Source organism: Vibrio sp. ER1A (assembly GCF_000733315.1).
Lineage (GTDB): Bacteria > Pseudomonadota > Gammaproteobacteria > Enterobacterales > Vibrionaceae > Vibrio > Vibrio mediterranei.
On record NZ_JPJA01000092.1, the window covers coordinates 681,402 to 704,086 of the forward strand.

The following is a 22,685-nucleotide window of genomic DNA, read 5'->3' on the forward strand; positions in this document are numbered from 1 at the left end:
AAATCGTTGCAGCTGTAAGCAATTATGCGTTAGGAAGTCGATTGGCCTCAAACTCGTCAAGCATATTATTGAGGTAGCTTAAGCGTTTACGCCTATCGGTTAGCGCTTCCATAAACTTGAACTTAGTTGGCCCTTCCATCGCAAATTTCGTTGGCTGCGCTTGAAGTAGTTTAACCAAGAAGGCTGGGTTAATGTCAGCATCCGGATAAAATTCAATATAGCCACCTTTATCATGGGCTTCTACTTTTTTAACTTTCAGTGCTCTACCACGAAGCTTCATTTGTGAGACGGCAAGAAGGTGTTTGGCAGCATCTGGCAGCAGGCCAAATCGATCAATAAGTTCCACTTTTAGCTCGTCGAGTTCTTCGTTATCTACAACGCTTGCGATTCGTTTATACATGGATAGACGAGTATTGATATCCGGAATATAGTCATCAGGGAGCAAAGCGGGGATACGTAATTCCACTTCCGTTTGTTCGCGAAGTAGATCGTCCAAAGAGGGCTCTTTGCCTTCTTTTAGCGCTTCCACGGCTTGCTCTAACATTTCCATATAGAGTGAGAATCCAACGGACTGAATTTGGCCACTCTGTTCATCTCCTAAAAGCTCTCCAGCGCCACGAATTTCAAGGTCATGAGTCGCTAGAGTAAAGCCGGCCCCAAGATCTTCGAGCGAGGCGATAGCGTCTAATCGCTTCACTGCATCTTTTGTCATGGCTTTTGGATGAGGAGTCAGCAGATAAGCATACGCCTGATGGTGTGAGCGACCCACACGTCCACGAAGTTGGTGAAGCTGCGCTAAGCCAAGGTTATCAGCACGATCCATGATGATGGTGTTAGCGGTTGGCACGTCGATGCCCGTCTCAATGATGGTCGTACATACTAGTAAATTAAAACGTTGATGATAGAAATCATTCATAACTCGCTCTAGTTCACGTTCACGCATCTGGCCGTGGGCAACTGTGACGCGTGCTTCGGGGACTAACTTTTCTAAGTCTGCCGCGACCTTTTCAATGGTTTCAACCTGATTGTGAAGGAAATAGACCTGACCACCACGCATGATTTCACGAAGTATTGCTTCGCGTACAACACTGTCTTCGCTTTGACGCACAAAGGTCTTAATGGCAAGACGTCTCGCTGGCGGTGTAGCAATGATGGAAAGATCGCGCATGCCACTCATGGCCATATTCAGTGTTCGTGGAATAGGCGTTGCTGTTAAGGTCAGAATGTCGACATCGGCACGCATCGCTTTCACTTTTTCTTTTTGCCTCACACCAAATCGATGTTCTTCATCAACGATGAGTAGGCCAAGATCTTTAAACCGAATGTCACTAGAGAGCAGTTTGTGGGTGCCAACGACAATATCCACTTTTCCATCGGCGACGTCTTGTAGGATGGCTTTTTGCTCTTTGGCCGATTTAAAGCGCGACAAGACTTCAACCCGGATAGGCAGGTTGGCAAATCGATCGCGGAAGTTCTCAAAATGTTGCTGTGCCAGCAGTGTGGTAGGAACCAGCACTGCGACTTGTTTACCGTTGTCGGTTGCCACAAATGCTGCGCGCATTGCGACTTCTGTTTTTCCGAAGCCAACATCACCACAAACCAAACGATCCATGGCTTTAGGCTGACACATATCAGACATGACAGCATTGATGGCCTGTGCTTGGTCGTCAGTTTCTTCAAATGGGAAACCAGCTTTAAAGGTCGCATATTGGTCACGATCTAAGCTGAATTTAAAGCCAGGTTTTAACTCGCGCTTGGCGTATACATCGAGCAACTCTGCCGCGACATCACGCACTTTTTCAGCGGCTTTTCTACGGGCTTTAGCCCAAGATTCACTGCCTAATTTGTTGAGTGGTGCCGATTCTTCCGCGCCACCAGAGTAGCGTCCAATTAAGTTCAGTGAAGCGACAGGGACGTACAGCTTGGCGTCGTTCTGATATTCGAGTGTGACGTATTCTGTCGTCATGCCACCGGCTTCGAGTGTTTGCAAGCCGACGTAGCGGCCAATACCGTGGTCAATATGAACAACGGGCTGGCCTGGTTTGAGCTCAGCAAGGTTGCGAATGACGGTGTCACTATTAATCGAGCGTTTTTCTTTCTTGCGTCGTTGAATAACGCGATCGCCGAGCATGTCACTTTCGCAGATCAGTGCGAACTGCTGTTGATAAGCAAAACCATGTTCACATTGACCAATAACAAGTGTGAACTTATCGTCGCTCTTCAGCGCATCGAGAAAATGTTCTTTCTCTTGTGGCCTCAGTTTTATGCGATGCAGTAATTCGAGTAGCGCCTCTCGACGGCCCTCAGATTCCACCGAGAAAATCACTTTACCAGCGTACTGCTCCGTAAACTGACGGATTTGAACCATCGGCTCTTTTAATTGATGCTGTACTGCTAAATCAGGAAGTGCTTCGACGGGAGCATTGACGCGTCCTGCTTTTTCATCCACGGAATCAACGGAGCACAGCAATTGTGGATAGGCTTTTAGCTGTGAATAGAACTCATCTTTTTGCAGCCAAAGCGCACTCGGTTCTAACAGTGGGCGCAAAGGGTCGACCTTTCGCTGCTCATAACGTGTTTCCACGTCAGACAAAAAGGTATCTATGGCGGACTCAATATCACCCACCGCAATAATTTGGGAGTCTTGACTGATGTAATCAAATAGCGTTTCAGTATGCTCAAAGAACAGAGGCTGCCAATACTCTATACCCGCTGGCCAAGTGCCTTTTGTTACCTGCATGTAGACTGACTCTGGTTCGCGCCTTGCGTCGAATTGTTGTCTCCAGCGAACACGAAACTCTTCAATCGCGTCTTTTGTCGTAGGAAACTCATGAGCTGGGAGGAGTCGAATCTCGCTAATATCTTCGATGGAACGTTGGTTTTCCGGATCAAAGGTGCGAATAGTGTCGATTTCATCGTCAAAGAAATCAATGCGATAAGGCGCAGAGCTTCCCATGGGGAAGAGATCGAGAATTGAACCCCTACTTGCATATTCACCGGGACCAAACACTTGGTCTACATGTCGGTAGCCAGAGTTTTCTAGCTGTAGACGTAGTTTATCCAGTGAAAACAAATCACCAGTTTTTACCATCAAGGTATGTTGCATTAAGAAATCGCGAGGACTTTGCCTTTGCAACAAAGTGCTTACCGGGACGATAGTGATCCCTTTTGACTTTTGCGGTAGGGCGTATAGCCGTGCAATACGATCTGAAATTATATCCTGATGTGGCGAGAAATTATCGTATGGCAAGGTTTCCCAGTCAGGAAATAGCGCAACCTCTCCTGGAAAGAACTGTTCTAGTTCACCTTGAAGTTTAAGAGCAAGCTGTGGGTCTGGCACAACCAGTAAAGTATGATCAGTATAGGCGTTAGCATGCTCGCTGATAGCAAGGGCTAATGCGCCACCAATCAGGTTACCGAGAAACTTTTTATCACCGGCACCCGTTGGTGCATTAAGAGGAAGTAGTTGACAATTACTCATAGTATTTATTGGTTGTCTCTGTCTAGCGAGCGCTGTCGAAGCAATTTCTGTTGTTGGTACAAAGCAGCTTTAATTAGTAGGTCTTGGTGTTCTTCAAGGATTCGTACAAAACTCAACGTAGCCAGTTGGCCTGATTCGGAGTTCTGTATATCGGTGACTTCTGCATAACAATAAATACCAGCAGGTGGGTGATCTAGGAAAAGCTTCACCTTGGCTATTTGACCAACTTTCGGTGCTTCTGAAGCGATGTAGGTAAGTTGACCTGCGCCAAAACTGTGAGTGACATGGCGTTGTGCAGGGTCATCTTGTTGCGAAATAATATAATTAAGCAGCAAATTAAGCTTGCTGTTTTGCTGTTCAATTAACTCGGCAACGTGCTTGAGGTTATGTTGATTCAGTTCGTGCTTTGCAGCATCATTTTGCTGATCGAGTAGACTAAATTCACTCGATGCCATAAATGGAGCTGGAATTTCAGCAATGTATTGGTCTAGGTCGGGTAGAGTACTACCAGGTGCTAGTGGCTCAATGTTGGCTTTTAAAGGTCCATTTACGGTGAAGAATTCGTTCTGCTGCATACATTTTTCCTAATCGACTTGAATTAATTATCTCTGTGTATGTCTGAGTTATCAAGAAAATGACCGAATGAAAGGTCAAAAGTACGTAATTTAAAAGGAAATTTACAATCGGGGCTACAACCCAATGGGTTTTCTGGTTACATTACTCATAGATTTCGTCCCATGGCCATTATTATGTTTCACCCTTTGCCCGTTTTTATTGGATTACGTTACCTAAGAGGTCGCTCTGGCGATCGCTTTAGTCGGTTCGTGTCCTATATGTCGACCGCAGGAATCACTATCGGTGTTTTGTCGCTTGTTACTGTTCTCTCAGTAATGAACGGATTTGAAGCTCAACTGAAAGGTCGAATTCTTGGCGTTTTGCCTCAAGCGGTTATTTCACATGATTCAGGTCGAGTTGACTTAAATGACAAGCCAGATGCGTTGCTTAATAGCTTTGCTACTAGTCAGCCAGCGGCCCCTATTGTCCGCAGTGAGGCTGTGGTTCAAAGCCATCAAGGATTGTCTGCTGCCATTATGATTGGAATTGAGCCCGAAACTGATGATCCGATTCGCTATCGTCTGGTAAGTGGCAGCTTAGATAATTTGCAAGCAGGAAAGTATCAGGTTTTGTTGGGTCATACGCTTGCCAGAGAGCTCGATGTGCGCGTTGGCGATAAAGTAAGACTAATGGTTACCAGTGCTAGCCAGTATACGCCGCTTGGTCGAATCCCAAGTCAGCGAATGTTCACTGTTGCTGGGCTTTATAGCACCGGCTCTGATGTGGATGGTCAGTTAGTCGTAACTCATTTGAAAGATGCCGCCAAGTTGATGCGTTACAAAGCCGATGAAGCGAGTGGGTGGAGACTGTTCTTCAATGACCCGTTTGTGGTCTCCAGTTTAAGTGAGCAGCCATTGCCGGACGGTTGGTTATGGAGTGACTGGCGTGATCAACGTGGCGAATTGTTCCAAGCTGTAAAAATGGAAAAGAATATGATGGGGCTGATGCTCGGGCTCATTATCGGCGTAGCGGCGTTCAATATTATTTCCGCACTGATTATGGTGGTGATGGAGAAACAATCAGAAGTTGCCATTTTGAAAACGCAAGGCATGACTGATCGTCAAGTGCTCGCCATCTTTATGGTTCAGGGTGCCAGCAGTGGCGCACTCGGAGCCATTGTTGGTGGCATTCTTGGCGTGTTGTTGGCAAACAACCTTAATAGCCTACTGGAAGTCATGGGTGTCGCTTTATTTAGCTTTGGCGGACAGTTACCGATAGTGGTGAATCCTAGCCAAATTATTGTCGTTGTTATTTGTGCTGTGTTGCTGAGTCTAGCAGCCACATTGTTTCCTTCTTTCCGAGCATCATCCGTTAAACCAGCAGAGGCTTTAAGATATGAGTAGTCCGTTAATCGCCTGTCAAAACATCCGAAAAACGTATCACGATGGGGCGGTGGATACCGAGGTACTTAAAGGCGTGAGTTTTGAGATCTCCAAAGGTGAGTTGGTGTCTATAATTGGTTCTTCTGGCTCCGGTAAATCAACGCTACTTCACGTACTAGGTGCTTTGGATGAGGCAACGGAAGGGGAGGTTACTTTCCTTGGTGAGCCTCTACTGACTTTAAGCAGCAACCAACAAGCCAAGCTTCGTAATGAGCACTTAGGGTTCGTATATCAGTTCCATCATCTACTCAGTGACTTTACAGCGGTAGAAAACGTGGCGATGCCGTTACTTATTGGTGGTATGGGAACTAAACTAGCGAAGGCCGAAGCGAGTGCATTACTTGAGCGAGTGGGGCTAAAACATCGTTTAGAGCACCGACCTTCTGAGCTTTCGGGGGGAGAGCGCCAACGAGTTGCCATCGCTAGAGCCTTGGTCAATAAGCCTGCGTTGGTGTTGGCTGACGAGCCGACCGGTAACCTTGACCACACGACGGCTTTATCTATATATGACTTGATGCGAACACTTAACCAAGAATACGGAACCGCTTTTCTAGTGGTGACTCATGATAATGAGTTAGCCGCGAAAATGGATAGGCAGATGCATATGCAAGACGGCCTGCTACTCGATGCCAAAATTGCGTAATTCAAGGAGCTAACGTGTCACTATCGTTTTTTATTGGTAAACGTTTTAGCAAAGCCAAACAACGTAACAAAATGGTGTCGTTTATTTCGATTTCATCCATTGTTGGCATCGCTGTTGGGGTGGCGGTGATTGTCATTGGTTTGTCTGCGATGAATGGCTTTGAGCGCGAGCTGAAGAATAGAGTGTTATCCGTAATTGCCCATGGTGAGTTTGAAGGTGTGAATGCTCCTATCAAAAACTGGCAAAAGGTGATGGACTCGGCAATGGAACATTCAAAAGTGGAGGCGGCTGCGCCCTATATTCGAATGACAGCGCTGGTTGAAAAGGGCAGCCTACTCAAAGCTGTTGAAATTCGTGGCGTTGACCCTGAGCTTGAAACCAAAGTGTCGACACTACCGGGCTTTGTCAAAGGCACAGCTTGGCAAAGTTTTCATGCCGGTGAGCAGCAAGTGATTCTCGGCAAAGGGGTCGCAGATCAAGTGGATGCAAAAGTAGGTGACTACGTAACGTTAATGATCCCAACCACTAGTAACACCAGCAAAGTGCAAGCGCCAAGAAGAGTTCGAGTCCAAGTCTCTGGTTTGCTCGAGTTAAATGGACAGATTGACCATAGCTTGGCGATTGTTCCATTAGCAGATGCTCAGCAGTATGCTCGACTAGGTAATCAAGTTACTGGCGTTTCTATAAAAGTAGATGACGTATTCAATGCCCCTTTGATTGTTAGAGAGGTGGGTAATACCTTAACGGAGTACGTCTATTTACGTAGCTGGAAACAGAAATATGGTTTCCTATATCGAGATATTCAGTTAGTTCGTACCATTATGTATTTGGTGATGGTTTTGGTTATTGGTGTTGCGTGCTTCAATATTGTTTCAACGCTAATGATGGCGGTAAAAGATCGCGCATCTGAAATTGCAATATTACGCACGATGGGCGCCACAGATGGCCTCATAAAACGCATCTTTATCTGGCAAGGTGTATTTTCTGGCGTAGTGGGTAGTATTGTCGGTGGTATGCTGGGCAGTTTAGTTGCACTGAATCTCACGCCATTAGTTTCTGGCCTCGAGTCTCTCATTGGTCATAAGTTTTTATCTGGCGACATTTACTTTGTAGACTTTCTGCCATCTGAGTTGGTTTGGAGTGATGTGGCTTTAGTTGCGGGGACTGCAACGGTGTTAAGTCTGATTGCGACATGGTATCCAGCAACAAAGGCAAGTCAGTTAAACCCTGCTTCAGTGCTGAGCGCCAAGTAATTTAATCTCAAGAAAAAGCCCGTCAATGATATTCATTGACGGGCTTTTTCATATTTGGTCGACAGTCTTGTTACTTAGAAGTGTCGTCACACTCGTAGTTTCTGTTTACGACTCTGTTGTCGGTTCCAAGCTAACGTTATCTTGTAGCGCGTTGCTGCCAACTGCGAACCACAGAGTAACGCCAAAGGCCACGAATGCCGAAATACCCAGCAACAGAAGCAACAATACCACATATGGCGCATCCTAAGAGGAACGGGGGGCCAATGGTGGTCATTTGGTCGGATAAATACTGCCAAGACAACTCAAAATGGAATGGCTGTGGAGGCGTATTCAAGCAAAACGCGCCGATCTTGTACGCAAAATAAAACAGTACTGGCATGGTCACAGGGTTACTAATCCAAACAAGTGCAACCGATAATGGAAGGTTAACACCAAACAGGATAGCTAACCCTGCCGCCATAATCATTTGGCTTGGTAGAGGGACAAAAGCCATAAACAAACCAACCGCAAAAGCGCCTGCCGCTGAGCGTCGATTTAAACACCAAAGGTTTGGGTTATAGAGGACATTGCCGAACACTTTCAATGCCTTTTGTCGCTTGATCATCTCGTGATCGGGCATGAAACGTTTAATGAACTTTCTTGGCATAGGGAAACATGACTCTCTTAACAGGCATTGTTGCACCGTTGGTTTTTTCACTAACACTTATCAGTGTTGCGTGGTGGCCAATGATGCCTCATTACTACTGGTTGATTCCTACATCCTTAATTAGCATAGCCTTACTAATAAAACGCTGCTCGATAATCGCAGTGGTTTTTATTGCAATGTCCGTGGCTTTGATACAAGGGAATCTTTACAAGCACCAATCGGAGGTGCTTTACCGATTTGGCACAGATATTACCATAAAAGGACGAGTTGACAGCTATTTTAAAAAAATAACTCGTGGATATGAGGTTGAATTGACGATTTTATCGATTAATGGAGAAAAATTGTCATTCTTTGAGAGACCTAGCGTTAAGTTATATGCACCGATAGCATTAACGATGGGCGATGAACTTCAAGCTTTGGTTCAACTCAAACCCGTTGTTGGTGTTCTTAATCAGGTTGGCTTCGACAAAGAGCGATACTATTTTTCTAATCGGTTTTTAGCCGATGGTGTTCTATCGGATGACAGTCATTTTATGGTTCGTAGTACGTATGATTGGCGTTCGAAAATACATCGGTTGGTAACGTCTGTGACCGCAAACAGCCTACATCAAGGTTATTATTTAGCGTTAATTTTCGGTGACAGAAGCAAACTCGCGGCTGAAGACTGGTTGCGATTAAAACAGAGCGGACTGTCTCATCTAGTTGCTATCTCTGGTCTACATATTGGAATAGTTTTTGCCGTTGGCTATCTTGTCGGGCGGGGAACACTGCTGGTCGTGACCTTGCTCCTACCGACAGAACTACGTTATAAAACGACACCGTTCTGTTTATTGTTAGGCATCTTTACAGGGTTGGTGTTAGCGTTTTTTTATGCTGCTTTAGGTGGGTTTGCTACATCAACAGTTCGCGCTCTACTCATGCTTGTCATTGTCAACTCGCTTTGCATTATTCACATCCGGATAATGAGTATGACCACTTTATTAGTAGCGGCCTCTCTCATACTCACCTTGATGCCTTTTTCTTCCGCAAGTGCCAGTTTTTGGCTTTCCTTTCTCGCTGTCTCCGCACTCATGGTGACCAACTCGGTTGTTTCCTATCAATTTGGTGTTCGCACTGTGTTGTATACCCATATTTTGCTCTGCTTACTGTTCATTCCAATTGTGGTCAGCTTATTTCAAGGGGTTGCTGTCGCATCGCCTTTCTATAACTTGTTGTTTGTCCCATGGTTTAGTTTTTTAGTCGTTCCTTTATTGCTCTTAGCGACTGTAGTGACCGTACTGTCGGAGAAGGGGAATTTCATCTGGGCATTGGTCGATATGCTGATGATGCCCTTTGATTACTCTTTGAACCTATCAAACTGGTTCTGGCTTAACGCTCCAGCTTATTTTGCTTTCTATGCAATACCTTTAATTTTCACGTTGGTCCTGAGAAAAGTAGTGTCATTGAAGTGGCTGGCACTATTACTGATATTATGTGCTGTCACATTGCCATTAAAACAAAGCGGGCAAAAAGTTAGTGTCCACTTTTTTGATGTAGCCCACGGGCTCTCTGTTGCCATCAAACAGGGAGAACAAGCGGTACTTTATGATACAGGACGCGCGAGCCCAACTTTCTCTATGGCGAGCGCAGTAGTGACTCCCAATCTTTTAGCTATAGGAGTTAGAGACCTGCATGGAGTTATTATTAGTCATGCTGATAATGACCACGCTGGTGGTGAAATTGAACTCCGTAATTATTGGAAGCCTGATTGGGTCAAGAAGCCTGATGGATTGACAGAAGAGCAACTCTGTATTCGAGGTAGAACTTGGCAATGGAAGGCAGTTCGATTTGAGGCACTGTGGCCTCCGAAGAGAGTGGATAGAGCTTACAACCCACACTCTTGTGTGGTTCTGATTAGTTTTGTTCAGGGAGACAATTCAGTTCATCGAATATTGCTTACAGGCGATATTGAGAAAGTCAGTGAAATATTGATCGCCAGAACACTCTCTGAAATAGATGTTGATGTTATGAGTGTTCCTCATCATGGCAGCCGGACCTCCTCTTCTACGTTTTTGACACAATTGATTCAGGCTGAGCACGTTGTGGCCTCTACGAAATTTCGTTCCCACTGGCAACTGCCTAACGAATTGGTTAAACAACGATACCTAGAACGAGGTGCTCAATGGTATGAAACAGGTAAGCAGGGGCAGGTTAATTTCGTCTTTTTTGATGGAGAATTAACCGTTTCAACGCTTCGTAACCAGAACCTCGACCCTTGGTATAGGCAGATGTTGCGAAGCAGAGTAGAATGAACAGATAGATAAAAGAAAACGAACAATAATTATGTCGCTAAATCAAGATGAAACGACGCTGCAGACCTTTAAGCGTCTTTGGACTTATATTCGAGAGTACAAAGCGGGTCTCGTCGTTGCGGTGATCGCACTGGTGATCAATGCTGCTGCAGATACCTACATGCTATCACTACTTAAGCCTCTACTTGATGAAGGCTTTGGTGATGTCGAATCGAATTTCTTGAAAATCCTTCCTTTAATCATTCTTGGAATGATGTTCATACGTGGTACCAGTGGATTTGTCTCGACCTACTGTTTGAGTTGGGTATCCGGCAAAGTCGTCATGGAACTACGACGCAAAATATTCAGTCACTTTATGCACATGCCAGTTTCCTTTTTCGATAAAGAGTCAACTGGTGGACTGCTCTCTCGGATTACTTATGACTCAGAACAAGTTGCAGGAGCGACGAGTCGCTCGTTAGTCAGTATTGTTCGAGAAGGAGCAAGTATCATTGGTCTATTGATACTGATGTTCTGGAGCAGCTGGCAGTTATCTCTGGTTCTTTTCGCTGTCGCTCCTGTCGTAGCTTGGGCGATTAGCTTTGTATCTAAGCGTTTTAGAAAGATCTCTCGCAACATGCAAACCTCGATGGGACATATGACCACCTCAGCCGAGCAGATGCTAAAAGGTCATAAGGTAGTGTTGAGTTACGGTGGTCAGCAAGTTGAGAAAGAGCGTTTTGATCAGATGAGTAACCAAATGAGGCAGCAAACCATGAAGATGGTAGCAGCCTCAGCGGTAGCGAATCCTGTGATTCAAATGATTGCCTCATTAGCATTGGTTGCGGTCCTTTATTTGGCGAGTTTCGATGAGATTCGTGAGCAACTTACCGCGGGTACTTTTACGGTTATTTTCTCGGCTATGTTCTCATTGATGCGTCCATTGAAAGCACTGACTGGTGTTACGGCTGAGTTCCAGCGTGGTATGGCAGCAAGCCAAACTTTATTTGGGTTAATGGACCTAGATACGGAGCGCGATACTGGTAAAGTTGAGCTGTCGAAAGTGAAAGGCGACATTAAAGTTAACGATATCACTTTTACTTATCAGGGAACCGAAAAGCCAGCGTTACGTCATGTTAGTTTTGATCTTCCTGCGGGTAAAACCATTGCGCTTGTAGGGCGTTCGGGTTCGGGTAAAAGTACCATCGCGAACTTGTTTACACGCTTCTATGACGTCGATAGCGGACATATTGAACTTGACGGTCACAAGATTGATGATATCAAGCTGACCAACTTGCGTAAGCATTTCGGATTGGTTTCTCAAAATGTTCATTTGTTTAACGATACTATTGCCAACAACATTGCCTATGCAACTGATGGAGAATATAGCCGAGAGCAAATCGAGCACGCGGCGAAATTAGCTCATGCTATGGAGTTCATTAATGGTCTCGACAACGGGCTTGATACCGTGATTGGAGAAAATGGCGCAAGCTTGTCTGGCGGTCAGAGACAACGTATCGCGATTGCACGAGCTCTGTTGCGTGATGCACCCGTTCTGATTTTGGATGAGGCGACTTCTGCACTCGATACTGAATCTGAGCGAGCGATTCAATCTGCGTTGGATGAACTTCAAAAGGATAAAACGGTGTTGGTGATAGCTCACCGCTTATCAACAATCGAAGAAGCTGACGAAATTCTCGTTGTTGATGACGGTGAGATCATCGAACGAGGTGATCACAATACGTTACTTACACATAAAGGTGCGTACGCTCAACTGCATAAAATTCAGTTTGGTGACAACGAGTGATAGAGAAACTGTGGTTTGGTCGTAATCCACTAAACTATTTATGGTGGCCGCTTTTGTGGCCACTTAGTGCGTTATATAGAGCGATTGCGAAGCGACGCAGGAAGGCTTTCAGTGATGGTTCAAAAGATTGCTACCGCGCTTCTGTGCCTGTGATTGTCGTTGGCAATATTACCGCTGGTGGTAATGGTAAGACTCCGATCGTTATTTGGCTGGTTGAGAATTTGCAACGTCAGGGTTTCAAACCTGGAGTAGTCTCTCGAGGTTACGGGGGTAAATCTAACCATTATCCTTTGCAAGTGGAAACCCAGACCAGTACTAAAGCCTGTGGCGATGAGCCGAAGCTTATTTATGAAAGAACCAAAGTCCCTGTTGTTGTCGATCCGGTAAGATCGAATGCAGTCAAGGCACTAGAAAGTCTTGGTGTTGATGTGATTATCACCGATGATGGTCTACAGCACTATGCGCTTGATAGAGCAATGGAAATTGTAGTGGTTGATGGAGTACGCCGCTTTGGTAATGAGCAATCTATTCCACTAGGACCACTACGAGAAACGCTGTCTCGCTTGGAAGAAGTAGACCTTATTGTTACCAATGGCGGGGAGCCTGGTTTAGGGCAAGAGAAGCGTTTTGAATTACAGCCTGAGCTTGCTATCAATCTAACAACCAATGAGCGTAAAGCTGTGACCGAGCTAGGGCAACTCACTGCGTTTGCTGGTATTGGCCATCCTCCACGTTTTTTTAATACGTTGAATGATCTTGATGCAGATGTAGTGCGCAGCCAAGGCTTTGCAGACCATAAAGATTTTCAACCGGAACAATTATATGCCCTAAGTGATGGGTCTGATAACGTCATTATGACGGAGAAAGATGCCGTAAAATGTCGTTCATTTGCACAAAACAATTGGTGGTATTTACCTGTCACTGCTCAATTTACCGAGCAGGATGGTAGTGAAATACTCAAAAAAATAAACAAGGTAATAGAAAGTTATGGATCACAGACTTCTTGAAATCGTGGCATGCCCAGTATGTAAAGGAAAACTCACTTTTGATAAAGATAAGCAAGAGCTTATCTGTAAGCTTGATCGTCTTGCTTATCCGATTAAAGAGGGTATTCCGGTTTTACTAGAGCCTGAAGCGAGACACATGAGTATGGAAGAGGGACGCTAATGTCTTTTACCGTCATTATCCCAGCAAGGTATGAATCTTCTCGTTTACCAGGTAAGCCGTTAGCGGATATTGGTGGCAAACCGATGATCCAGCACGTTTATGAGAAGTCGCTACAATCTGGTGCCGATCGCGTAATCATTGCAACCGACGATCAAAGAGTGGAGCTCGCAGCAAAACAATTTGGTGCCGAAGTTTGTATGACTTCTCCGACTCACGAGTCTGGCACCGAGCGTTTAGCGGAAGTGGTAGCGTCAATGAAAATCGCACCCGATCACATCGTTGTGAATGTGCAAGGTGATGAACCTTTGATTCCAGCATGCATTATTAAGCAAGTCGCTAATAATCTTGAGAGCAGCACGGCGCCAATGGCTACCCTCGGTGTAACGATTGAGAATGAATCGGAAGTCTTTAACCCGAATGCGGTAAAAGTAGTGACGGATGAGCAAGGTTATGCGCTGTACTTCAGTAGAGCAACGATACCTTGGGATCGTGATGCTTACGCTTCAGAGCCGAAAAAACATGCAACTAGCCCTCTACTGAGACACATTGGCATCTATGCTTATCGTGCTGGGTTTATTAAGACTTATGTAGAATGGGAGCCGAGTGCACTTGAACGAATTGAGTGCCTAGAGCAGCTTCGAGTGCTTTGGTATGGAGAGAAAATCCACGTTGCAGCAGCTCAGGAAGCACCACCAGCGGGGGTAGATACTCCTGAAGATCTTGAGCATGTTAGGGCGATTGTCGCTCAGCAATAAGAGCTTTGCTTAAATTACTTATCTCTTTAAAGCCGGGTGATTGGTGGGGATTTCCAACCAATCACCCGGTTGCAGGTTTCCAATCTCAAACCCAGCCATCGAAGCACGAATAAGCCTTAATGTTGGGAAACCAATATTGGCTGTCATTCGACGCACTTGTCGATTTCTTCCTTCAATAATTGTAATGCTTAACCATGTGGTAGGAATGTTGGCACGAAAGCGCACAGGTGGGTGACGCTCCCAAACTTCAGGCGTTTCCATAAGGCTTACTTTCGCAGGCAATGTAGGCCCATCTTTAAGCACTACACCACGTCGCAGTTTATCTAAGTCATCCTCACTGGGCGCTCCATCGACCTGAACCCAATAGGTTTTTTCTGACTTGGATTTTGGTTGAGTCAGTCTAGCTTGCAAAATACCATCGTTGGTAAGAACCATCAGCCCTTCGCTGTCTCTGTCGAGGCGTCCGGCGGCGTATACATCTTTGACAGGTATGTAATCGGCAAGGGTTTTACGTCCGTCACCGTCTGTGAATTGACTTAAAGTGTCATAAGGTTTGTTGAAGAGGATAACTTTACGTTCTTCAATGGGTAGTCTGCTTCGGTTGGTGTCTGGTTTTCGTTTAACCGCCGGTTTAGAAGTGGACTTTCGCGGTCTACTTCCTGGACCTGAGTGCTGTTTGAAACGTGTAGAAGCAGCGCGGCTTTTCGACTTACTACGAGGTGCCGCTGTTTTATTCGTCATGTTAACTACCTTGCAAAAATGTAAACAAACTGTGTGGTGTAGTTTTGTCTACGGTTGTTTTGAGCTATCATAAGCGCGCTCAAAAACAGGAATAACGCACAAGATAATAGACTAATTACCCAAATTTGTTTAATTATAAGTGCTTAGGATTTCGTTTGACTGAACAAAAAAAGCCCAATTGAGAGGGTTTTCATGTACAAACTTTTTGTATCAACCACTCAATCGCGTTCCGTCATAACGTTTACGTGTCCTTGATGAAGGCACGTTGATTAATAAGGGTACTCATACCCAATTAGAACGATAGGGAAATTTCATGCCTACAGAAAAGCCGACAATTATCTATACCATTACTGATGAAGCTCCAGCGCTCGCAACATACTCGTTGCTGCCAATCATTCAGTCATTTACTGCTTCATCTGGTATCAGTGTTGAAACGAGAGACATTTCACTAGCAGGGCGTATTATTGCTAACTTCCCTGAATACCTAAAAGAAGAGCAACGTATTGGTGATGCACTAGCTGAACTTGGTGAGCTGGCGAAAACACCAGAAGCGAACATTATCAAGCTACCAAATATCTCTGCGTCTATCCCACAGCTACAGGCTGCTATTAAAGAACTTCAAGCAAATGGCTATGATTTACCAAACTACCCAGAAGAGCCAAGCACGCCAGAACAAGAAGCTATCAAAGCGACTTATGACAAGATCAAAGGCAGTGCGGTAAACCCGGTTTTACGTGAAGGTAACTCAGACCGACGCGCACCGCTATCTGTTAAGAACTATGCTAAGAAAAACCCGCATTCAATGGGAGCATGGTCGAAAGATTCTAAGTCTCATGTTTCTAGCATGGCAGATAAAGACTTCTTCGGTAGTGAAAAATCGGTCACTGTTGCTGATGCGACGGATGTGAAGATTCAATTTACTTCAGCTACTGGCGAGACCAGCGTTCTTAAAGAGAAGGTTGCTCTACAAGCGGGTGAAATCATCGACGCATCTGTAATGAACAAGAAGGCATTGGTGTCTTTCTTTGAAGAGCAAATTGCAGAAGCGAAACAGCAAGATGTTCTGCTTTCATTGCACATGAAAGCGACGATGATGAAGGTCTCTGACCCAGTTATTTTTGGTCACGCAGTTAAAGTTTACTACAAAGATGTATTTGCAAAACACGGTCAGCTATTTGAAGAGCTAGGTGTTGATGTAAACAACGGTATTGGTGATGTATACGCAAAAATCGCCTCACTACCAGCCGCTCAAAAAGCTGAGATTGAAGCCGATCTAGCAGCTGTTTATGAAACTCAACCTGCACTTGCAATGGTTGATTCTGACCGTGGTATTACCAACCTACACGTACCAAGTGACATTATCGTTGATGCTTCTATGCCAGCGATGCTTCGTTCATCTGGCCAAATGTGGGGCCCGGATGGTAAGCAGAAAGATACCAAAGCAATGATCCCTGATCGTAGCTATGCAAGTATTTATCAAGCAGTTATCGACTTCTGTAAAGAGAATGGTGCATTTGATCCAACGACGATGGGTAGTGTGCCAAACGTAGGTCTGATGGCTCAAAAAGCAGAAGAGTACGGTTCACACGATAAGACTTTCATTCTAAAAGGTGATGGCAAAGTCGAAGTTATCGATACAGCCGGTAATGTGCTTATCGAGCAGTCAGTTGAAGAAGGCGATATCTTCCGTATGTGTCAGGTGAAAGACGCACCGATTCAAGATTGGGTGAAACTGGCTGTGACACGCGCTCGTGCATCAAGCACGCCTGCGGTATTCTGGCTCGACGAAAACCGTGCCCACGATGCTGAGTTGATCAAAAAAGTGAATCAATATCTTCCAGAGCACGATACGTCAGGTCTAGAAATTTATGTGAAGGCTCCTCTGGAAGCAACACTGTTCTCACTAGACCGAATCAAGAAAGGTGAAGACACCATTTCTGTCACTGGTAACGTTTTACGTGATTACCTAACAGACTTGTTCCCAATTCTTGAACTTGGCACATCAGCGAAGATGCTATCTATTGTTCCATTGATGAACGGTGGCGGCCTATTTGAAACAGGCGCTGGTGGCTCTGCGCCTAAGCACGTTCAACAGGTTCAAAAAGAAAATCACTTACGTTGGGACTCTTTAGGTGAATTCTTAGCACTAGCAGCGTCTCTAGAGCATCTGGCGGTCGTTTCTGGTAAAGAAAAAGCGAATGTACTAGCGAAAGCACTTGATGAAGCAACAGGCAAGTTCTTAGACAACAACAAATCGCCATCACGTCGCGTTGGTGAGTTAGACAACCGTGGTTCTCACTACTACCTAGCTCTATACTGGGCTCAAGCATTAGCTCTTCAAACAGAAGACAAAGCACTAGCAGATGAGTTCGCGCCAATTGCAGAGCACCTTGCGTCAAACGAGAGTGTTATTGTTTCTGAGCTAAACAGTGCTCAAGGCGTTGCAGGCGACCTTGGTGGTTACTATCAATTTGACGATGTGAAGACTTCAACGTTAATGCGTCCAAGCTCTACATTGAATAACATTGTTGGCTAATCGCTAAACATCGAATTGTGAAAGGCATAAAAAAACCACCGAAAGGTGGTTTTTTTAATAGGTCGTGTCTTCTGTAATGGGTGATTGTTTTGTGAAACTACTTCGCTATGTCACCTTCGACAGGCGTAACTGAGCTAGCGTGGTAGCCCTTTGGCCCTTCTTCTACTTCGTAATTCACTTGTTGACCCGCTTTCAGAGTACGGTAGCCATCCATCTTAATCGTGGAGTAGTGTGCGAAAATGTCACCATCTTCGCCTTCTGGACAAATAAACCCAAATCCTTTGGCGTTGTTAAACCATTTTACTGTACCTGTAGCCATGCTATACATCCCTCATGCATTTTTTGTTACTGAAGTCGCTTTGAAGACACTGACCAATCGTGTTTGCTTCTTCTTTGCTGTGATTCAAACTAACTAACCACAACCTAAGTCGTGGCTCTATTCCACATTCATCCGTTTTGAATGTGTTTTTTGCTGTAAGGGTATTCTTACTCTGTGGGGAATACCGATGCAAAACTTGTTAAATTTTAGTCACTAATTAACCACTGTAGTCAAACATTGAGCGGAGTCAATAGGAAAGTCGTATAAATAACTACATATTCTATACATATGCGCTTTGGTTTTAACAAAAGTGTAAAATCTATCTTCTGTTTGCATGAGCTTCATGTATTCTATTTATGAGGGAGGCGAAAGTTTTTTTCAACTTGGCTCATATGTGACACACACTAATAGCATTGTTTTGTTTGCAGCGATACAATTGGTGCATTAGTCTCTTAATAGAGATGTTTTTTGAGTGTTGGGTCTTAGGTGTTTCTAGCGAAGCTTTGAGCATTGAAACTCAGCACAGTGTTTTGAAATTAAAAGAAAACTCTCAACATTTGGCCATGAGTAAAAATTTTGAATGGGTGACTCCAGACTCAGACTTACTGGAGAAAGAAAAAACTAAGGTTGAGCCGCCGGCAATGTACAACGTTGTGTTAAACAACGATGACTATACGCCGATGGACTTTGTAGTAGAAATCTTGGAACGCTTTTTTTCACTCAACGAAGATAAAGCGACTCAAGTGATGTTAGCGGTGCATTATGAAGGTAAAGCTGTCTGTGGCACCTACACATCTGAAGTCGCGGAAACGAAAGTTGCTCAAGTGACCATGTATTCAAGGGAAAATGAACACCCACTTTTGTGTACCATGGAAAAAGCCTAATTTTCGCATGAATGACGTTTGTCATTCCTTAGGAGGTACTTATGCTTAATAAAGAATTAGAATCGAGTCTGAACGGCGCATTTGCTCGTGCACGTGACAAAAGACATGAATTCATGACCGTAGAGCATCTCCTTTTAGCTTTGTTGGAAAATGACTCGGCTAAAGAGGCACTAACTGCTTGTAACGCAAATTTAGAGAATCTGCGTAATGAGCTCGACATTTTCATTGATCAAACAACTCCTCTTATCCCTGATGCCGACGACACGCGAGAAACACAACCTACTTTAAGTTTCCAACGTGTTCTTCAACGCGCCGTATTCCATGTACAGTCTTCTGGGCGCAGTGAAGTAACAGGCGCTAACGTCTTAGTAGCGATTTTTAGTGAACAAGAATCACATGCTGCTTACCTTCTTAAGAAAAATGACATTAGCCGTTTAGATATCGTTAATTTTATTTCTCACGGCATCACCAAAAACATCGGTCCAACTGGTGACGAACCATCGAGTGGCTCTCTTGGTGGTGGTAGTGAGAATATTGAAGAAGCCAACGGTGAAGATCGTCTTGAAAGCTTTGCAACGAATCTGAACCAAGTGGCGAAAGCGGGCAACATAGACCCTCTTATTGGCCGTGATAAAGAGCTTGAGCGTACGATTCAAGTGCTATGCCGTCGTCGTAAGAACAACCCACTGTTGGTGGGTGAGGCCGGTGTTGGTAAAACTGCTATCGCTGAAGGTTTGGCTTGGAGAATCGTTGAAGGTCAAGTGCCTGATGTTATCCAAAACAGTGTTATTTACTCTCTCGATATCGGCTCGCTACTTGCGGGTACTAAATACCGTGGTGATTTCGAGAAACGCTTCAAAGCAATTCTCAAGCAACTGGAAAAAGAAGATGACGCCATTCTATTCATTGATGAGATCCATACAATTATCGGTGCGGGTGCGGCTTCTGGTGGACAAGTAGACGCAGCAAACCTTATTAAACCTCTTCTAAGCAGCGGCAAATTGCGCTGTATTGGCTCTACAACTTACCAAGAATACAGCAACATTTTTGATAAAGAGCGTGCACTATCACGTCGATTCCAGAAAATTGATGTAGTGGAACCCTCTTTAGATGATACGACTAAGATCTTGATGGGTCTTAAGCCTAAATATGAAGAGCACCATGAGGTTCGTTACACTAACAAAGCGTTGCGTGCTGCCGTTGAATTGTCAGCGAAGTACATCAACGAGCGCCATTTACCTGATAAGGCTATTGACGTTATCGATGAGGCGGGCGCTCGCAGTCGTTTGGTTCCGGTAAGCCGTCGTAAGAAAACGGTTGGTGTGGCAGATATCGAAGCGATGGTTGCCAAGATGGCGCGCATTCCAGAGAAGTCTGTATCTTCTTCAGACAAGGATATTCTTCAAAACCTTGATGACAAGATGAAGATGCTGGTCTTTGGTCAAGACAAAGCCATTGACGTGCTTTGTGAAGCAATCAAGATGACTCGCGCTGGATTAGGTAATGATGATAGACCTGTTGGCTCATTCTTGTTTGCTGGCCCAACTGGGGTTGGTAAAACAGAAGTGACCGTTCAATTGTCTAAGCTATTGGGTATCGAACTGCTTCGTTTTGACATGTCGGAGTATGGTGAACGTCACTCAGTAAGCCGTTTAATCGGTGCTCCTCCAGGTTATGTGGGCTACGATCAAGGTGGTTTGTTAACCGACGCGGTTATCAAGCATCCGCACTCTGTAGTATTACTGGATGAGATTGAGAAGGCGCACCCTGATATCTTCAACTTGCTACTGCAAGTCATGGATAACGGCACGCTAACGGATAACAATGGCCGAAAAGCTGACTTCCGCAATGTGATATTGGTAATGACGAGTAACGCAGGTGTTGCTGAGACTGAGAAGAAATCTATTGGTCTGATTCAACAAGATCACAAGCCAGACGCTATGGGTGCCATTAAACGTGTGTTCACTCCGGAGTTCCGCAACCGCCTTGATGGTATCATCTGGTTCAACAGCCTAGATGACACGGTTATACATCAAGTGGTTGATAAGTTTATTGTCGAGCTTCAAGCGCAGTTGGATTCTCGAGGCGTTTCGTTAGAAGTGTCAGATGATGCCCGCGATTGGCTTGCGATTAAGGGTTACGACAAGACAATGGGTGCAAGACCTATGGGTCGTGTTATCCAAGATAAGCTTAAGAAGCCACTGGCGAATGAACTCTTATTTGGTTCGTTGGTTGATGGCGGAACAGTGAAAGTGTCCCTTAAAGACGATGATTTAGCGTTTGAGTATGTAGGCGCTAAGGAAGAAGCAGAAGCGCATCACTAGCGCTTCTTCATCTGAATCGTTAGTGAGTCGATAACAAAAAACGGAGCCTAAGCTCCGTTTTTTTGTGTTCGGTTAAACGTTGAGATTAACGAGCACGGAAGACGATGCGGCCTTTAGTTAGGTCGTATGGAGTCATCTCTACAGTTACTTTGTCACCAGTAAGGATACGGATGTAGTTTTTACGCATTTTACCAGAGATGTGCGCAGTAACTACGTGACCGTTTTCTAGTTCAACACGGAACATTGTGTTTGGTAGAGTATCAAGGACTGTACCTTGCATCTCAATTACGTCTTCTTTAGCCATTTAATCCTCTTTCGAAATGCGGCGTTTTAACGGCAGGCATTGTGCCGTTAAAATCTTAATAAGTAAAGTTGCGGTGTATTCTACCCTCGCCATCGCTGATTTACTAGCCTTTGATGACGTTGGAACCGTGTTTTGTAGTTCATTGCTGAACAATCATCGATTTGGTAGCCCAAATAGAGCCATTGTTTGTTATATCGTTGGCAGTATTCGATTTGACACAAAACAGCGTATGTGCCGAGAGACAACGTGTAGTCAGGGTCGAAGAAGGTGTAAAAAGCACTGGCGCTATCAGAGAGAATATCGGTGATGGCGATCCCTATCAGCTTATCATCGTCAAAGATGTGCAGATAGTGCAAGGTCATCCATGAACACTGTGCAAACTCAAAAAACTCTTGCTGTCTTGGAGGATACATACTGCCTGTTGAATGACGTTTCTCAATATACCGAGAATAAAGGTCAAACCATTCTTCATCTAATGTTGGTCTGATCTCCCAGCGAAATGATTTGGTTTTGGCTAGCAGGCGTTTCTGGCTCTTAGATAGCTTAAAATCATCGATAGCTACTCTGAGCGCATGACAGGCACTGCAATGGTCACATTGAGGCTTATAAATGGCGTCACCACTTCTTCTAAAGCCATTAGCCAATAACATTTCGTATTGATTGGCTTCATGCAGTTCTTTCTCCAAAACTATAGCGACTCGCTCTTGTTGAGCAGGCAAGTAACTACAAGCTTGTTTGCGACTCAGACCAATTCGGATCTGTTGGACAGCCATGTTCATCAACTCATCTCCTGTTGTATAGGAAATGATAGCTCTTGTTGAGAAAAACAGGAATCTTGTACGGTTTGTTCACGTAAATTATGCAAAGCCGCTATAAACTGTTCACGGGTCAGTTCTTGTGCTCCTAGTGAGTTCAAGTGCGGGTTCATAACTTGGCAGTCGATGAGTTTGCCTCCATGGCTTTTAAAGTGATGACAAAAGTACCAAAGAGCGATCTTGGAAGCATTAGTTTCCAGAGAAAACATCGATTCGCCACAAAAGACTTGGCCAATGGAAAGTCCGTAAAGGCCGCCGACTAGGGCATTATGGTTCCAAACTTCGACGGAATGACAGTGGCCTTTTTTCGCTAACTCTCCATACGCAGAACGCATATCCTCATTTAACCAAGTTTCTTCGATAGGACGTGTACTTGCGCAATATTCAATGACTTGCGATGTACATGTATTCATCGTGACTCGATAATTTGTTTTGCGCTGAAATTTACGCAGGCTTTTTGATGGACGGAAAAGAGATGGATCAAATACGGCTCTCGGGGCTGGACTCCACCATAGCAGTGGTTCATTTGGACCAAACCAAGGGAAAACGCCATGTTGATAGGCAGACAGCAGTCGTTGTGGGTTGAGATCACCGCCAAACGCTAGTAAGCCATTTGGCTCATCAAGCGCTTCGAAAGGAGAGGGGAATGTAAAGTCATTGCTGTCTAGTTCTGTCAGGTAGATCGTCATAGTGCTGTAATGTTGCGTTCCTTTCTATTAATTATAAGCAATACCGACTCATTT

General features: G+C 44.7%; 19 protein-coding genes. 11 read left to right on the top strand and 8 right to left on the bottom strand.

Annotated elements, in window-relative coordinates:
* Nucleotides 1-22: 22 nt before the first annotated feature.
* Together mfd and HW45_RS21460 are read right to left on the bottom strand one after the other, a co-directional pair.
* The gene (gene mfd / locus HW45_RS21455) at nt 23-3,481 is read right to left on the bottom strand and encodes a transcription-repair coupling factor (protein WP_038229568.1); all 3,459 of its coding nucleotides are present in this window, start codon (nt 3,479-3,481) and stop codon (nt 23-25) included.
* Nucleotides 3,482-3,486: 5 nt separating this feature from the next.
* Nucleotides 3,487-4,056, bottom strand: a complete 570-nt coding sequence (locus tag HW45_RS21460; protein WP_038229570.1) for a hypothetical protein — start codon at nt 4,054-4,056, stop codon at nt 3,487-3,489.
* 174 nt (nt 4,057-4,230) lie between these two features.
* Between HW45_RS21460 and lolC the strand changes: the two genes are divergently transcribed.
* The 3 genes from lolC to lolE are packed head-to-tail and all read left to right on the top strand — an operon-like array spanning nt 4,231 to nt 7,374.
* Nucleotides 4,231-5,439, top strand: coding sequence for a lipoprotein-releasing ABC transporter permease subunit LolC (lolC, locus tag HW45_RS21465; protein WP_038229692.1), 1,209 nt, complete (start codon nt 4,231-4,233; stop codon nt 5,437-5,439).
* Entirely contained in the window at nt 5,432-6,121 is a 690-nt protein-coding gene (gene lolD, locus HW45_RS21470; RefSeq protein WP_038229573.1) for a lipoprotein-releasing ABC transporter ATP-binding protein LolD, read from the top strand. The genes lolC and lolD overlap by 8 nt, the downstream gene beginning before the upstream one ends.
* A 14-nt stretch (nt 6,122-6,135) precedes the next feature.
* The gene (gene lolE, locus HW45_RS21475) at nt 6,136-7,374 is read left to right on the top strand and encodes a lipoprotein-releasing ABC transporter permease subunit LolE (protein WP_038229575.1); all 1,239 of its coding nucleotides are present in this window, start codon (nt 6,136-6,138) and stop codon (nt 7,372-7,374) included.
* A gap of 136 nt (nt 7,375-7,510) precedes the next feature.
* Here lolE and HW45_RS21480 read toward each other — a convergent pair whose 3' ends face one another.
* Nucleotides 7,511-8,020, bottom strand: a complete 510-nt coding sequence (locus HW45_RS21480; RefSeq protein WP_006075333.1) for a DUF2062 domain-containing protein — start codon at nt 8,018-8,020, stop codon at nt 7,511-7,513.
* An 8-nt stretch (nt 8,021-8,028) separates the two neighbouring features.
* On the opposite strand from HW45_RS21480, the gene HW45_RS21485 reads away from it, so the two are divergent.
* The 5 genes from HW45_RS21485 to kdsB are packed head-to-tail and all read left to right on the top strand — an operon-like array spanning nt 8,029 to nt 14,019.
* A complete protein-coding gene (locus HW45_RS21485) occupies nt 8,029-10,311 on the top strand; it encodes a DNA internalization-related competence protein ComEC/Rec2 (RefSeq protein WP_038229577.1) in 2,283 nt (760 codons plus the stop codon).
* Nucleotides 10,312-10,342: 31 nt separating this feature from the next.
* The gene (gene msbA, locus HW45_RS21490) at nt 10,343-12,097 is read left to right on the top strand and encodes a lipid A ABC transporter ATP-binding protein/permease MsbA (RefSeq protein ID WP_038229578.1); all 1,755 of its coding nucleotides are present in this window, start codon (nt 10,343-10,345) and stop codon (nt 12,095-12,097) included.
* Nucleotides 12,094-13,104 carry a tetraacyldisaccharide 4'-kinase gene (gene lpxK, locus HW45_RS21495; protein ID WP_038229581.1) on the top strand — a complete coding sequence of 337 codons (1,011 nt, stop codon included), beginning with the start codon at nt 12,094-12,096 and terminating at the stop codon, nt 13,102-13,104. The genes msbA and lpxK overlap by 4 nt, the downstream gene beginning before the upstream one ends.
* Complete coding sequence (locus HW45_RS21500; RefSeq protein WP_038229582.1) at nt 13,085-13,264, top strand: Trm112 family protein; 180 nt, start codon at nt 13,085-13,087, stop codon at nt 13,262-13,264. Before lpxK ends, HW45_RS21500 begins: the two co-directional genes overlap by 20 nt.
* Nucleotides 13,264-14,019, top strand: coding sequence for a 3-deoxy-manno-octulosonate cytidylyltransferase (kdsB, locus tag HW45_RS21505; protein ID WP_038229583.1), 756 nt, complete (start codon nt 13,264-13,266; stop codon nt 14,017-14,019). Before HW45_RS21500 ends, kdsB begins: the two co-directional genes overlap by 1 nt.
* 18 nt (nt 14,020-14,037) lie before the next feature.
* Here the strand turns inward: kdsB and HW45_RS21510 are convergent, their stop codons facing one another.
* Nucleotides 14,038-14,760, bottom strand: a complete 723-nt coding sequence (locus tag HW45_RS21510) for a pseudouridine synthase (RefSeq protein WP_038229584.1) — start codon at nt 14,758-14,760, stop codon at nt 14,038-14,040.
* A 313-nt stretch (nt 14,761-15,073) separates the two neighbouring features.
* On the opposite strand from HW45_RS21510, the gene HW45_RS21515 reads away from it, so the two are divergent.
* Nucleotides 15,074-17,296: an NADP-dependent isocitrate dehydrogenase gene (locus tag HW45_RS21515; RefSeq protein ID WP_038229586.1), complete on the top strand. Its 2,223-nt coding sequence runs from the start codon at nt 15,074-15,076 to the stop codon at nt 17,294-17,296.
* A gap of 97 nt (nt 17,297-17,393) precedes the next feature.
* Here HW45_RS21515 and cspD read toward each other — a convergent pair whose 3' ends face one another.
* Nucleotides 17,394-17,615, bottom strand: coding sequence for a cold shock domain-containing protein CspD (gene cspD, locus HW45_RS21520; protein WP_006075342.1), 222 nt, complete (start codon nt 17,613-17,615; stop codon nt 17,394-17,396).
* A 563-nt stretch (nt 17,616-18,178) separates the two neighbouring features.
* Between cspD and clpS the strand changes: the two genes are divergently transcribed.
* Together clpS and clpA are read left to right on the top strand one after the other, a co-directional pair.
* The gene (gene clpS / locus HW45_RS21525; RefSeq protein ID WP_031494481.1) at nt 18,179-18,499 is read left to right on the top strand and encodes an ATP-dependent Clp protease adapter ClpS; all 321 of its coding nucleotides are present in this window, start codon (nt 18,179-18,181) and stop codon (nt 18,497-18,499) included.
* A gap of 41 nt (nt 18,500-18,540) precedes the next feature.
* Nucleotides 18,541-20,823, top strand: a complete 2,283-nt coding sequence (gene clpA / locus HW45_RS21530) for an ATP-dependent Clp protease ATP-binding subunit ClpA (RefSeq protein ID WP_006075346.1) — start codon at nt 18,541-18,543, stop codon at nt 20,821-20,823.
* 85 nt (nt 20,824-20,908) lie between these two features.
* Here the strand turns inward: clpA and infA are convergent, their stop codons facing one another.
* From infA to aat, 3 genes are all read right to left on the bottom strand, one after another.
* Nucleotides 20,909-21,127 carry a translation initiation factor IF-1 gene (gene infA / locus HW45_RS21535; protein WP_006075347.1) on the bottom strand — a complete coding sequence of 73 codons (219 nt, stop codon included), beginning with the start codon at nt 21,125-21,127 and terminating at the stop codon, nt 20,909-20,911.
* A gap of 80 nt (nt 21,128-21,207) precedes the next feature.
* Nucleotides 21,208-21,906: an arginyltransferase gene (locus HW45_RS21540; RefSeq protein WP_038229588.1), complete on the bottom strand. Its 699-nt coding sequence runs from the start codon at nt 21,904-21,906 to the stop codon at nt 21,208-21,210.
* Nucleotides 21,906-22,631: a leucyl/phenylalanyl-tRNA--protein transferase gene (gene aat, locus HW45_RS21545; RefSeq protein ID WP_038229590.1), complete on the bottom strand. Its 726-nt coding sequence runs from the start codon at nt 22,629-22,631 to the stop codon at nt 21,906-21,908. Before aat ends, HW45_RS21540 begins: the two co-directional genes overlap by 1 nt.
* Nucleotides 22,632-22,685: the final 54 nt, after the last annotated feature.

Bases quoted from the DNA above. Each gene is read 5' to 3' on its own strand.
- mfd (WP_038229568.1), bottom strand. From the start codon at position 3,481: ATGAGTAATTGTCAACTACTTCCTCTTAATGCACCAACGGGTGCCGGT.
- HW45_RS21460 (WP_038229570.1), bottom strand. From the start codon at position 4,056: ATGCAGCAGAACGAATTCTTCACCGTAAATGGACCTTTAAAAGCCAAC.
- lolC (WP_038229692.1), top strand. From the start codon at position 4,231: ATGTTTCACCCTTTGCCCGTTTTTATTGGATTACGTTACCTAAGAGGT.
- lolD (WP_038229573.1), top strand. From the start codon at position 5,432: ATGAGTAGTCCGTTAATCGCCTGTCAAAACATCCGAAAAACGTATCAC.
- HW45_RS21480 (WP_006075333.1), bottom strand. From the start codon at position 8,020: ATGCCAAGAAAGTTCATTAAACGTTTCATGCCCGATCACGAGATGATC.
- HW45_RS21485 (WP_038229577.1), top strand. From the start codon at position 8,029: ATGACTCTCTTAACAGGCATTGTTGCACCGTTGGTTTTTTCACTAACA.
- msbA (WP_038229578.1), top strand. From the start codon at position 10,343: ATGTCGCTAAATCAAGATGAAACGACGCTGCAGACCTTTAAGCGTCTT.
- HW45_RS21500 (WP_038229582.1), top strand. From the start codon at position 13,085: ATGGATCACAGACTTCTTGAAATCGTGGCATGCCCAGTATGTAAAGGA.
- kdsB (WP_038229583.1), top strand. From the start codon at position 13,264: ATGTCTTTTACCGTCATTATCCCAGCAAGGTATGAATCTTCTCGTTTA.
- HW45_RS21510 (WP_038229584.1), bottom strand. From the start codon at position 14,760: ATGACGAATAAAACAGCGGCACCTCGTAGTAAGTCGAAAAGCCGCGCT.
- HW45_RS21515 (WP_038229586.1), top strand. From the start codon at position 15,074: ATGCCTACAGAAAAGCCGACAATTATCTATACCATTACTGATGAAGCT.
- cspD (WP_006075342.1), bottom strand. From the start codon at position 17,615: ATGGCTACAGGTACAGTAAAATGGTTTAACAACGCCAAAGGATTTGGG.
- clpS (WP_031494481.1), top strand. From the start codon at position 18,179: ATGAGTAAAAATTTTGAATGGGTGACTCCAGACTCAGACTTACTGGAG.
- clpA (WP_006075346.1), top strand. From the start codon at position 18,541: ATGCTTAATAAAGAATTAGAATCGAGTCTGAACGGCGCATTTGCTCGT.
- infA (WP_006075347.1), bottom strand. From the start codon at position 21,127: ATGGCTAAAGAAGACGTAATTGAGATGCAAGGTACAGTCCTTGATACT.
- HW45_RS21540 (WP_038229588.1), bottom strand. From the start codon at position 21,906: ATGAACATGGCTGTCCAACAGATCCGAATTGGTCTGAGTCGCAAACAA.
- aat (WP_038229590.1), bottom strand. From the start codon at position 22,631: ATGACGATCTACCTGACAGAACTAGACAGCAATGACTTTACATTCCCC.